The organism is Shewanella kaireitica, assembly GCF_023284045.1.
GTDB classification, from domain to species: domain Bacteria; phylum Pseudomonadota; class Gammaproteobacteria; order Enterobacterales; family Shewanellaceae; genus Shewanella; species Shewanella kaireitica.
In genome coordinates this window covers 43,967-55,928 of record NZ_JAKIKQ010000009.1, presented here as the reverse complement: position 1 = coordinate 55,928, position 11,962 = coordinate 43,967, and the positions used below count along the sequence as shown (strand labels likewise).

Annotated in this window: 9 protein-coding genes; 5 read left to right on the top strand and 4 right to left on the bottom strand. The window is 40.9% G+C overall.

The window, feature by feature from the left end; all coding sequences use genetic code 11:
- Nucleotides 1-115: 115 nt before the first annotated feature.
- Nucleotides 116-631 carry a GspH/FimT family pseudopilin gene (locus L2730_RS12580; protein WP_248974911.1) on the bottom strand — a complete coding sequence of 172 codons (516 nt, stop codon included), beginning with the start codon at nucleotides 629-631 and terminating at the stop codon, nucleotides 116-118.
- 243 nt (nucleotides 632-874) lie between these two features.
- On the opposite strand from L2730_RS12580, the gene L2730_RS12575 reads away from it, so the two are divergent.
- Nucleotides 875-1,213, top strand: a complete 339-nt coding sequence (locus tag L2730_RS12575; RefSeq protein ID WP_020913743.1) for a P-II family nitrogen regulator — start codon at nucleotides 875-877, stop codon at nucleotides 1,211-1,213.
- A 96-nt stretch (nucleotides 1,214-1,309) separates the two neighbouring features.
- On the opposite strand, the gene L2730_RS12570 is transcribed toward L2730_RS12575, so the two are convergent.
- Nucleotides 1,310-2,323, bottom strand: a complete 1,014-nt coding sequence (locus L2730_RS12570) for a LacI family DNA-binding transcriptional regulator (protein WP_248974910.1) — start codon at nucleotides 2,321-2,323, stop codon at nucleotides 1,310-1,312.
- A gap of 423 nt (nucleotides 2,324-2,746) precedes the next feature.
- Here L2730_RS12570 and L2730_RS12565 point away from each other — a divergent pair, with 423 nt between their 5' ends.
- Nucleotides 2,747-5,353 carry a TonB-dependent receptor gene (locus L2730_RS12565; RefSeq protein ID WP_248974909.1) on the top strand — a complete coding sequence of 869 codons (2,607 nt, stop codon included), beginning with the start codon at nucleotides 2,747-2,749 and terminating at the stop codon, nucleotides 5,351-5,353.
- A gap of 160 nt (nucleotides 5,354-5,513) precedes the next feature.
- The gene (locus L2730_RS12560) at nucleotides 5,514-7,040 is read left to right on the top strand and encodes a tryptophan halogenase family protein (RefSeq protein WP_248974908.1); all 1,527 of its coding nucleotides are present in this window, start codon (nucleotides 5,514-5,516) and stop codon (nucleotides 7,038-7,040) included.
- A 56-nt stretch (nucleotides 7,041-7,096) separates the two neighbouring features.
- Here L2730_RS12560 and L2730_RS12555 read toward each other — a convergent pair whose 3' ends face one another.
- Nucleotides 7,097-7,819, bottom strand: coding sequence for a SapC family protein (locus tag L2730_RS12555; protein ID WP_248974907.1), 723 nt, complete (start codon nucleotides 7,817-7,819; stop codon nucleotides 7,097-7,099).
- A gap of 404 nt (nucleotides 7,820-8,223) precedes the next feature.
- Complete coding sequence (locus L2730_RS12550; RefSeq protein ID WP_248974906.1) at nucleotides 8,224-9,114, bottom strand: sulfite exporter TauE/SafE family protein; 891 nt, start codon at nucleotides 9,112-9,114, stop codon at nucleotides 8,224-8,226.
- A 535-nt stretch (nucleotides 9,115-9,649) separates the two neighbouring features.
- On the opposite strand from L2730_RS12550, the gene L2730_RS12545 reads away from it, so the two are divergent.
- Nucleotides 9,650-10,456, top strand: coding sequence for a transporter substrate-binding domain-containing protein (locus L2730_RS12545; protein ID WP_248974992.1), 807 nt, complete (start codon nucleotides 9,650-9,652; stop codon nucleotides 10,454-10,456).
- On the top strand, nucleotides 10,456-11,943 hold the full coding sequence (locus tag L2730_RS12540) for a methyl-accepting chemotaxis protein (RefSeq protein WP_248974905.1): 1,488 nt from the start codon (nucleotides 10,456-10,458) through the stop codon (nucleotides 11,941-11,943). Before L2730_RS12545 ends, L2730_RS12540 begins: the two co-directional genes overlap by 1 nt.
- The last annotated feature ends 19 nt before the right edge of the window (nucleotides 11,944-11,962 follow it).

The following is an 11,962-nucleotide window of genomic DNA, read 5'->3' as shown; positions in this document are numbered from 1 at the left end:
TATTCACTTCAGGTCGATACAGCTAACTTTACACTATTTTTCAGCAGATTAGCGGGTAAAATCATAGCCAATTTATTGGCTATGATTGTTTTTTTGGCAGAGTTAATAAAGAGCGTTAAAAAGAGCACTCTATATTTTTTTTGGAAGATATCCTTACTCTTCCTGAGCGGTTGATAACAATAGCTTTAGCGTGTGAATCTAATGCCGCGTCAGCACAGTATTTGAAGGTACCGTTGGAGCCTGCTGCTAAGCCGTCAGGTTGAAACTTAATCGCTGCTCTATTGAAATCTATGACATCTTGCTGATGAAAGGGACCAACTGATTGAATGAGTTGGTCATTGCCATCTAACAATTTAGGTTCACCGGTATCAGTGAAGACACTAATGTTTTCACGCCAATTTGTGGAACAGCGCTGAGATACAATAGGGCAAACGGTAACTCTTATGCCGTAGGTAATAGCATGATTTCTTGCGAGTTGAATAGACTGCTGAATCTTTCTTATATTCGTGTCTGCTCTAATGTAGGCATATAAAGATGTAAATGACGGTAATGCGATTGCCAATAATATTGCGCTCACGGCTAATGTGACGATAAGCTCAACTAATGTAAATCCATGTTTGTTTATATCCATGCGGCCTCTTCCTTGAATAATCTAAATTGCATCCTGCAACGAGTTAGCTTTTGAGTAACATACGTCAGTATAGTTACCATGCTTTCTCAATCTCGGCTGATTATTTAGATTGTTCCGTTATAAGAAGACTGCATTTACTTTTAAGGTCAGCAGGAAATCACTTTAGACTTCAGAGTTTTGGGGCTGCGTGCTAAGCTATCCGCCATAGAATTAGTCTGTTCAGCAAGTTTTAGGAGTATTACAATGAAAAAGGTCGAAGCCATTATTAAACCGTTTAAGTTAGATGATGTGCGAGAGTCACTTGCTGATATTGGTATTACCGGTATGACGGTTTCAGAAGTTAAAGGGTTTGGCCGTCAAAAAGGCCATACAGAGTTATATCGCGGCGCAGAGTATATGGTCGATTTTTTACCGAAAGTTAAAATTGAATTGGTCATACAAGATGAACAACTTGACCAGGCGATTGATGTGATTGTGGATACTGCCCGTACCGGTAAAATAGGCGATGGTAAGATATTCGTTACTGATATTGAGCGTGTTATTCGTATTCGTACCGGCGAAGAAAACGAAGAGGCTGTTTAAGACTGCGAGCAGTCTTTCACATGCTTTAACCCAATAAAGCATGTGATAATTTGCTTAGTTGCGGTATTTATTATTCGGTTAAACGGTTTAAAAAGTTTATTTCGGTGAGCTTGATGAGTCGCGTATAACAGGCTCTGGTACAAATACTCTAGACTGTTCAGAAGTTTGGGCTCGACGCTTTGCAATTAGCAGCTCGGTTGCAATCTGGGCAATTTTCTCGTTAGGCTGATGTACGGTGGTCAGTTTAGGCCAAGTTTGGCGAGAGAAAGGGCTATCCTCAAAACCAACAATTGAAATATCAGCAGGAATATCAACTCCCTCAAGCCTTGCTGCGAACAATGCTCCCGCCGCAATTTCATCGTTACATGCAACGATTGCAGTTGGCTTATCTGACTGATTAAGCAGCTTCTTGGCCCCGTCTACTCCCGATTCAAAAGAATATTGCCCATCAATAACTAAACTATCATCGAGAGTAATGTGATTATCAGTTAACGCCTGCTTAAACCCAGCTAATCGCTCTTTAGTTGATTCATGTTGCTCATCACCACTTAGGAAAGCAATGCGCTTATGACCAAGGTCGATCAAGTGTTGTGTGATGGCGATTGCGCCTGATTTATCGTTAACGAGCACCGCAAGACCATTGTTATCTTCAACCTTTTCCCCCGCAATAATGCGGACATAGCTAGCGTCAATCTGATCAAGGGCTGCCAATATAACCGGATCTTCAGATAACGGGGGGGTAAGCACTAATCCAGATAAACGGTTGTGTTTTACAAGCTTTATTAATTCTTCGCATATACCTGCAGACTTGGAGTCACAAGGGTGGATGAGTAGTTCATAGCCAAGATCTTTACAAGCAGACAAAATACCGTTTTGCATATCGATAATATAATAGGCATTCGGATTATCATAAATAAAGCCGATTACATAAGAGCTTGTTCCTGCGAGGTTTCTTGCTGCAAGATTCGGTTGGTAATTTAGCGCTTGAATCGCGTCATTAACTTTATCAATCGTTGCCTGTTTGACTGAAGGTTCGTTATTGGTAACCCTCGAGACAGTTTTTATCGATACGCCAGCATATTTAGCGACATCATTAATTGTGACTTTCATAAAGCTGTTTTCTCATTAATTAGAGAGCTGGACAACAGTACTAAACTAGTAACGCGCCATTAACATTTAGGCTGTGCGTAGTTGTATTTGTTATCGATTTTAGCCGTATAGTGCGAACTTTTACTGGAATTAGCAATCATCAAGGTGCAGTTTTTTAGATTTTTTTCCATATTTAAAAAAAATATTACATCTTTTTATGATACGCGTTAGCGATTTAACTTTCTGTATTTAAACACTAATAATGTTTTACCATTTATCTTTATGTTGTTTTTAAGAGATATATTTGACGTGCCAGTTATTTTGTTGTGGCGCAGCTGTTAAATATTGTGTAATGTTTGCTCTAGACATGACAGCGTTGTCATTCCGGTTGGGGAATGGTTATGGATATAAAAAAAAGATAATAAGTTATGGAAGGGAAACGAGATGCGACCATCTACTTTTAAAAAAAATGTACTAGCTACAAACATTGCATTACTGCTCGGTAGTGCTTTTTCTATGTCTGCTATGGCGGCTGATGCTGATGCTCCCGTAGCGGCTGATGAGAATATAGAGAAAATTGAAGTACGCGGTATGCGTGCATCGATGAAAGCTTCAATTAATGCAAAAAGATTCTCAGACTCGGTTGTTGATGCCGTTACTGCTGAAGATATCGGTAAGTTCCCTGACGGTGATGTCGGTGAATCATTAGCTCGTATACCGGGTGTTGCGGTAAACCGTCAGTTTGGTCAAGGCCAGCAAGTTTCGATCCGTGGCGCTTCTAGCCAGTTAACACGTACTTTGCTTAATGGACATTCAGTTGCTTCTACAGGTTGGTATGATCAACAAGCTATTGACCGCAGTTTCAACTATTCACTTCTTCCACCTGAAATGGTTGGCGCGATTGAAGTTTATAAATCATCTCAAGCTGATATTGCTGAAGGCGGTATTGGTGGTACGGTTATTGTTAATACTCGTGAGCCACTAGATCTTGATGCGAATTCAATTTTTGTAAGTGCTAAAGCCGATTATGGCACTATTTCTGAAGAAACAGATCCAGAGCTTTCTGGCCTATATAGCTGGAAAAACGAACAGGAAACATTTGGCTTCTTAGTCTCTGCTGCTGCATCTGAGACGACTTATCAACGTAATGGAATTGAATCTCTAGTGGGTTGGGGTGACATTGTTCCAACTACATTTGAACAAGAGCGTGAGCGCACTGCAATTAATGGTGCATTCCAATTCCGTCCAATGGATAATTTAGAGTTTGGCTTAAACATCATGTCGCTTGATATGAAAGCGAACAATGCCAACACCTCTTTGTTCACTATGTTCCCAGATGATAAAGAAGCTGCTTGTGAGAAAAAGAACTCGTCAGGCACTTGTACTTTCTATCGTAGAGATGGCAAGGGAGCTAACTCTGGATGGGCTCAAACGTGGGCACGTAAAGCTAGCATGGATTCAAATACTTATGATTTGGATTTCAAGTATGAAGCAGATAGCTACACCCTAGAAGGCCGAGTGGGTAACACTAAGTCTGAAGGTGGTACTGACTTGACTTCAAACTATGGTTTTTGGTTAGGTGACGCTGCTGATTATGCTGGTACATACGACGCGACTGGCGATGTTGTTAATATCGATATTGCAAACAAGTCATTTACAGCTGAAGATTTTAAAGGTCAACTATCACCAGCAGGTTGGGCGTTAAAGAAACAACCTAACTCTGACGAAGAAACCTATGCACAGTTTGACGTAACAGTACCTGTTGATTTAGGTGCTATTACCTCTTTCAAGACCGGTGTTCGTTGGGCTGACCATGATGTTAAGCAAGAGACTTACCCTGCTATTGTTAATGCTGATGTAGTAGCAAAAGATGCTTCTGCTTACTATTCTGGAACCATTTCGTCTGGCGCAGGCTTTACATTGCCTAAGCCTAATATGGATGCGATGTTAAAAGATGCAGCAGCAGCCGTTGGTGGTTTTGATAAAACAGGAACAGTTTATAAGTCTGGTTACGGTACTATTAACGAAGAGAATTTAGCGCTTTATTTAATGGCTAATTTTGAATCAGATGGTATTCGCGGTAACTTCGGCTTACGTTATATCTCTACCGATGCTTCATCTGACTACTACAAGCTACAAGCTGACGGTTCATATGCTGACGACCTAAGCACAATGAAGGAAAGCTACAGCGATGTGCTTCCAAGTGTTAACGTAGCGTTTGATGTTGCACCTGACGTTATTATCAGAACATCTGCATCGCAGGTTATATCACGTCCTAACTACGGTGATATGTTCGCATCATCAGCATTAGCAGGTTATAACGATGGTACTGCAGGCAATGAAGTTGTAAACACCGGTAATATTGCTCTTAAGCCATTTAAAGCGACTCAAGCTGACTTGGGCGTTGAATGGTACTTCAGTCCTGATGGATTGGTTGCGGCAACATACTTTATTAAAGATATCAGCTCGTTTATTACATCAGATCAAATCTTGGATCAAAGTATCGGAATTATTGACCCTGATTCAGGTCTAGATAGCTGGACTAAATCAACCAAGAAGAATGGCACAGGCGGCCAAATTCAAGGTGTTGAACTTCAGTTACAAGATTCATTTGAAAATGGCTTAGGTTACTCTGCTAACTATACATTTGCCGAATCAGATGCTCCTGCTGATAACTACCCTGATGAAGTGAGTGTATTCTCTGATTCTTCTAAGCACACTGTAAACTTAGTTGGTTACTATGAACTTGAAGACTTCTCTGCTCGTGCTGCATACAACTGGCGCAGTGAGTACATGATCCGTGAATTACCTGGTTTCTACGGCAACCGTGAGCACCAAGCTTATGGCACAGTAGATTTAAGCGCTAACTACAATATTACTGATTACTTATCAGTGACCTTTGAAGTGGTTAACTTACTTGAAGAAGACAGTGTTCAACTTGGTGTTGCTCCAGATTCTGCAGAAGTTAAACCAGAACTTAAGAATGGTTACCCAGCATGGAGCTTCGAAGGTGAAGCTCGTTATAAGCTAGGTGTTGCTCTACGCTTCTAAAGCTAAATATAACTCTATAAAAGCCCAGCAATTGCTGGGCTTTTTGTTAGATAATATGCATGATAAATACTCTAGTTAAGCTAGCGTAATAGCACTTATTAGGGCGTTAGTATTTCGCTGTCATTACTAGATTTTCCGCCAGTGCATGTGAAGGGGACTTATGAATATAAAAAAAATAGCGATTGTTGGAGGGGGGACTGCAGGTTGGCTAGCCGCGAACCATTTGGGGAAAATGGCGGTCAATCATGACCATTTATCCGTTACGCTTATCGAGTCGCCTGATATCCCAACGATCGGAGTAGGGGAGGGTACCGTTCCTGCTATACGCCAGTCATTACAAAGTTTTGGCATCAGTGAAACTGAGTTTATTCGCAGTTGTGATGTAACGTTTAAGCAATCGATAAAGTTCGCTAATTGGCTCGATAACACCAAACATGCTAAAGATAATTTTTATCATCACTTGTTTGATATGCCAGGCCCTATTGGCGAGGACCTGACTCGCCTATGGCTATTAAAAAAGGGCAAACCCTATGCGCAGTCTGTTTCTCCCCAGCATGCAGTTTGTGAGGCCTACAAAGGACCTAAAACCATTCGTGATGCAGAGTATCGAGGTCATCTAGGTTACGCTTATCATCTTAATGCCGCTAAGTTTGCCAAACTCTTGGGGGCGAACGCGTGTGAGAAGTTCAATGTAGAACATATTACAGCAAACGTCGGTAAAGTTATTCTTGGCCCTGAAGGAGAGATAAAATCTCTCGAGACAGACACCAAAGGTACACTTGAATTTGATTTTTACATAGATTGCAGTGGTTTTGCTTCGCTATTAATAGATAAAGCACTGAAGGTTCCTTTTGTGAGTAAGGCTGAGCAGCTATTTGTTGATAAGGCGATTGCGGTACAAGTGCCAACGGCTGCAGACGCCCCGATCCCTCCTTTTACTATCGCGACGGCACATCAAGCTGGCTGGATCTGGGATATTGCCCTGAGTAATCGCAGAGGTGTTGGTTTTGTCTATTCAACAAAGTATATGGACGATGTTGCAGCAGAAGAAAAGCTGAATAAGTATTTGGGCGGTAAGCTAGATCAATATCAGCACCGTACTTTACCTATGACAGTGGGCTATAGGGAACGTTCGTGGGAAAAGAACTGTGTAGCGCTTGGTTTAGCTCAAGGGTTTCTTGAGCCGTTAGAAGCAACCTCTATTTTGCTAACCGACTTTGCCGCTGGTTTTTTAGCTGATCGTTTCCCAACAACCACTGAGCTACAGTCTCTAACAAGAGACCGATTTAACCATGTGATGCAATATGCTTGGGAACGAGTGGTCGACTTTATAAAGCTCCACTATTGTTTATCAGATCGAACCGATTCGCAGTTTTGGATTGATAATCGGCTACCTGAAACGATGTCTGCCGAATTAACTAAACGACTGTCGCTTTGGCAAAGTTTTGTCCCCAATAGAGAAGACTTTTTCAGCAAATTCGAAATCTTTGATTTGGAAAATTATCTGTATGTTTTATATGGCATGGAGAGCATGCCTGAAGTAGGCTCTTGTGATATTCAAATCAATGAAGCCACTTTAGAACAGCATAAAAAGTTAGAGCTGATAGCTAATAAAATGGCAGATGAGCTGCCAGAACATAGGCAATTGTTGGATAAAATCAACCGATATGGATTACAGAAGATATAGTCGCTTTATATAGGGCTAAGCGTCGCAGTAAATCTTGTTACTGCGACACGCTCATTCTACTGATTTAAGTCATACTGATTTTGTTTATCAATGAGCCTTGCCAGTTGTTGTAGTGAGGTTAAGTGAGCATAGATTAGCGGGAGTAGGCCTTTTTCTTTTAATGTCAAAAAGTCATCATTTTTTAAGCTATTCAGTTGTTTTTCATCGACAATATAGACACCATCTATATTAATGACTTGCTCATCTTTCAATAGTTTAACACTAAGCTGTTTAGGGGTTAATAACCCTTTTGAAGCTAAGAATTGGCAGATATTAGCTGTTTGGTGGCTATATGAAGCTATGTCAACCAGTGCCTTTGTGCGTGCTTTAAGATAGTCGGATTGCTCTTTATCGTCATTAAATAAGCGGTGTCCACCTTTTGCTACGACTAACTCACTACTTTCATCGACACAAACCATCACATCGTCACTTTTTTCATCTGTTTTGAAGAGCGATAACGGCGCGTTATTAAACCCCATAGGCCTTAAAATTGTCTGCCATTCCTGTTGTTGGCAGTATAGGTTTAAACCATTTTTGATCCCCATAAGAGCAACTGGGATAAATTGTCCTGTTTCACTATTCTTTACAAAAACCAAAGGAAACTCGGTGGCTAGATGTTGAAATTCATGAAATACCACAGGAATGAGGTGTTGCTCTGCAAAACGACGGAAGTCTTTTGATTCTTCAATCGCAATATTAAGGTGTTTATCCGCGTTTAATGGGGCAATGCTATTTCTCATTGTTTGCTAATCCTTGTCACTATTTCTGATAGTTTGTCATTCTAATGACTATAAACCCACACGAGTGCCTAAAAGTATCATTTTAAATTATTAGGGTGGTTTATAGTTTGTGAATTATTTGTAACGTTTTTTGACAGCGCTGTCAATTCGAGTGGTTATACTCGAATAGATATTTGTGTGCTTTTAACTAGCTGACCCTTGGCTATGGTTATGGCGAGTTTACTGATTAATTCTGTCTCAAAATTATTTGCAAAGAAAACTGCGATACGGAGCGGAAATAGCCGTGAAGGTACAATATATTTGGAAATGACATCACTCTCAGTATTCAAAAACTCTTTATCAATAGCTTTCCCTTTCTATAGCAAAGCTCGCTGGAGTTAAGTAAAAGCACTACTAAAGTGCAGCTATTCAAAGATGAGCACAGTTAGCCCAGATAAAATTATCCATACCCCAAAGAAGGCTTTTAATTTTTTAGCTGAAAGGTGTAACACCAGTTTACGAGCAAATAGTCCACCCAAAATTGCACCAGGCCCCGCAAAAATAACTATATTAAATAGCGTCTTAGTATCTTCAGTAAAATGAATGTAGGCACTCCCCCAAACAGTAAACGCTGACACTATGACTGCAATAGCAACAGACATTACAGGATTAACTTTTCTAAAGAGCAGATAAGTGGCAATTAGCTCTCCTACACCGACAGATAACCAAGCTGTGATAATGCCACCAATAAAACTAATACCAGCCAATGCTATAAAGTCATGGCGATTGATTAAGGTCATATCAGAATATGAGTCCGGATAGCGTAATTTGAAGATTAGGGCTGTACCTAACATTATTGAGAATAGTCCGAAGGTAAAAAGCATAGATTGAGGTGGGGGGAATCCGAGCCATTGGCATAGCCAAAGCCCCGATATCGAAAATGGAGTACATACAGATACAATTTTGTAAAACTGAGGCCATGAGTTGTTAGCCTGTGTTTCGCGGTAACGCCACCAGGTAAGTGCCCCAGCTGTCATGCCAAAACATTGAATCGCGAAAGAAGTAGAAATACTTTGAAGAGGCTCTAGCCCTAAGCCACTAAAAACCGGGATAAATATAACCCCTCCGCCAGCTCCTGTGGAGTTAGCAAAGATAGCCCCAATAACTCCAACAAAGAAAAACATACCGTAGTCTTGGGTTGCATCTAGAACACCTTGCTGCTGTGTCGTCCAAACAACGTAAAATACTGCTAAAGGGCAGAAAAGTAACAGAGCCTTGCTCATTATGTGACGACGTAAAAATTGAAATTTCAACAAGTAGACCTCTTTATGTATGCGCTTACATCCTGACATGTATCTAACTTGTTATCAATCGAGGCGTTTTGCTATATGGTTTTTCTAACGACAGTGATGAGCTATGCGATTGTTATTTATGGGTTTGAATTATTCTTTAGATTGCTTCGATTAAAAAAATAATACTAAATGTCAATTAAATGTAGAAATTTGAAGTGGTCTTGTGTATGTTCTAATGACAGCGTTGTCATCTGCTTGTGTGGCAGCTGTTTGTAAGGTCTGCATGGATAGGATGAGGTCTCCTAATTCGTGTTTTTTTAACAAACAAATTGTGTTTGTTATTCCTATAGTCTCTCCCCAGAAACTAGTGTAGGCCGGGTGCTTGTTGAGTGCTCGGCCATTTTTTTCTTAAGAGACTTGGCCTGTTTTAATCATTAGATAATAAAAATAATAGCTCTTACCTAGCGTTGACTACCGTAGTCACGATTAGGCCATTAATGGAGTGACTAATATGAACAAAACAGCTGTGACGCTAATACTGTTATTAAGTGCATTGCTTATGGCAAGTCATGCGCTTGCAAGGGACGTGGTGACCACTATTCCTCAGAGTTGGCAATTAACGCTAATGGAAACTGCTCTTGAGCGAGTTAACAGCCAATACCAGTCTAAAATAATCACCACTGAGATGAACCAAAAGCGGAAAGTTGAAGAGTCGCTAGCGGGAAATGTTGATGTGTTTTGGAGTATGACTTCAGCTGAGCTTGAGTCGCAGGTTTTACCTATTCGGATCCCCATATTTAAAGGTTTGCTTGGTAATAGATTGCTTATTATTCGCAAGCAGTCCCAAGCGGATTTTAATCGTGTTCGAAATCAAGCAGACTTTGAGCAATTTACAGCAGGGCAAAATCACTATTGGCCAGATGCCGATATTATTCGCGCAGCAGGCCTTCCTATTATTACCACCTATAAATACAAGAATCTTTACCCGATGCTTGAAGGCGATCGCTTTGACTATCTAGCCCTTGGTGCACAGGAGATTTGGGGCGAATTAGATAAACATCCTGATCCTCGTTTAAAGGTTGATGATCGAGTGTTACTGCAGTATCGCTCACCAGCTTATTTCTTCGTTTCTCCACAACAACCTGAACTTGCTAGAGATCTGTTGCAGGGATTGGAGCTGATGGTTAGTGATGGCAGTTTTGATAAGTTGTTTAATCAGCATCTGATGATTGATGAACTCTATGCTAAAGCTAACTTTGAACAAAGAGCGATTATTCGTTTAGAAACCCCGGGGTTAAGCCCGCTCACACCGATATCAAGATCAGAGCTATGGTTGGACCTATTTAGTATTGAAGGAGCTATGTAATGAATTCTTTATCTACAAGAGTATTAATCGGTCTAGCTTCGGCGTTGTTTGTTGTCGTCACCATTCTTTTTAGCTCAGCATACCTACTTGAAAAATCTAAGCTAGTGCAGCAGTTTGAGGATTACCAGTTAAATACCTTAGCCAATCTTGAAGTTACCTTGGCCCAACCGATATTTAATTATGATTTTGAGCAAATTAGCGCAGCGCTATCGACCTCATTAAAATCCAATAAAATCTACAGTATTTCGGTAAACGACCATCGCGGAAAATTGATGGCTGAAACCAGTCAACCTTATTCCGTTGATGCAAGTGAGCTATTAGCTCACAGCATTAAGTTTACCGACAATGGCAAAGCGACAGGGCAATTATCAATTGAGTTTTCAGCTGCACCTATTCATAGCGCAATGAATGAACTCATGACGACTTACATTGTTATGGCGCTGCTTATTCTTGTGTTCAGTGTTGTCGCTATATTCTTTATTTTACGAGTATTAGTGATTGCCCCTCTAGCCCATGTTGTCGAGGCGATGAATGAGATTGCAATTGGTGATGGTGACTTAAGCCGAAAGTTGCCGGTAGAGAGTCAAGATGAGATTGGTCGATTAGGTTTAGCCTTCAATCAGTTTATTGCACAGATCCATGGAACTATCACTAAAGTCAGTGAAACGTCGGAGCAGATATTAGCCGATGCTACAGCTCTCGATGCGCTCTCTAATACCAATAATCAGCGAGTACAGTCACAACTGCTAGATGCAGAAGCCGCTGTAACCGCGATTACTCAGTTAAGTGGTAGCGCCTTTGAAGTGGCAAATAGTGCCAAATCAACTGCGGATGAGGCTACTCGCGCCGATCAAGAGGTTGAGCACAGCCAGTCACAATTTGATGCGGGGTTAGCACTTACTGACCGTTTAGCCAATGAGCTAACGCTATCTGCATCATCCGTTGAGCAGTTACAACAAGAGACGCAGAAAATTGATGAAGTTGTGGTGGTGATTAATGCCATTGCGGAGCAGACCAACTTACTGGCACTTAATGCAGCGATTGAAGCTGCCAGAGCAGGAGAGCAGGGTAGAGGTTTTGCGGTAGTTGCTGATGAAGTGAGAACGCTAGCGAGCAGAACGCAACAGGCCACTGGTGAAATACAAAAGATGATCCAGCTGGTACAGCATCGAGTGACAGAGACCGTCACTGTAATGCAGTCGAGCCAACTTCTATCTAGTGAGGCGCTATCTCACTCTAAAGAGATTAAAGTTTTACTAGGTAACGTGACAGAAATTGTATCTAATATCAGCAATATGAATTTAGATGTTGCCAGTTCAGCAAAAGAACAAACCGAGGTTACAGCCGGGATTTCAAAGAGCTTAGATGATCTACTGGCTGTGTCAGGTTCGGCTTCAATAGACAGTGAAAAACTTGCAAAATCAAGTGATCGTTTATTTCACCAGGGGGAGAAATTACGCGACTTGGTTAAATCGTTCCACCTATAAAAAAGAATATGGAAATGAG

What these genes read in the sequence shown, in the direction of transcription:
- L2730_RS12555 (WP_248974907.1), bottom strand. Translation starts at nt 7,819, where the DNA reads ATGAGAAATAGCATTGCCCCATTAAACGCGGATAAACACCTTAATATT.
- L2730_RS12580 (WP_248974911.1), bottom strand. Translation starts at nt 631, where the DNA reads ATGGATATAAACAAACATGGATTTACATTAGTTGAGCTTATCGTCACA.
- L2730_RS12565 (WP_248974909.1), top strand. Translation starts at nt 2,747, where the DNA reads ATGCGACCATCTACTTTTAAAAAAAATGTACTAGCTACAAACATTGCA.
- L2730_RS12545 (WP_248974992.1), top strand. Translation starts at nt 9,650, where the DNA reads ATGGCAAGTCATGCGCTTGCAAGGGACGTGGTGACCACTATTCCTCAG.
- L2730_RS12560 (WP_248974908.1), top strand. Translation starts at nt 5,514, where the DNA reads ATGAATATAAAAAAAATAGCGATTGTTGGAGGGGGGACTGCAGGTTGG.
- L2730_RS12575 (WP_020913743.1), top strand. Translation starts at nt 875, where the DNA reads ATGAAAAAGGTCGAAGCCATTATTAAACCGTTTAAGTTAGATGATGTG.
- L2730_RS12570 (WP_248974910.1), bottom strand. Translation starts at nt 2,323, where the DNA reads ATGAAAGTCACAATTAATGATGTCGCTAAATATGCTGGCGTATCGATA.
- L2730_RS12540 (WP_248974905.1), top strand. Translation starts at nt 10,456, where the DNA reads ATGAATTCTTTATCTACAAGAGTATTAATCGGTCTAGCTTCGGCGTTG.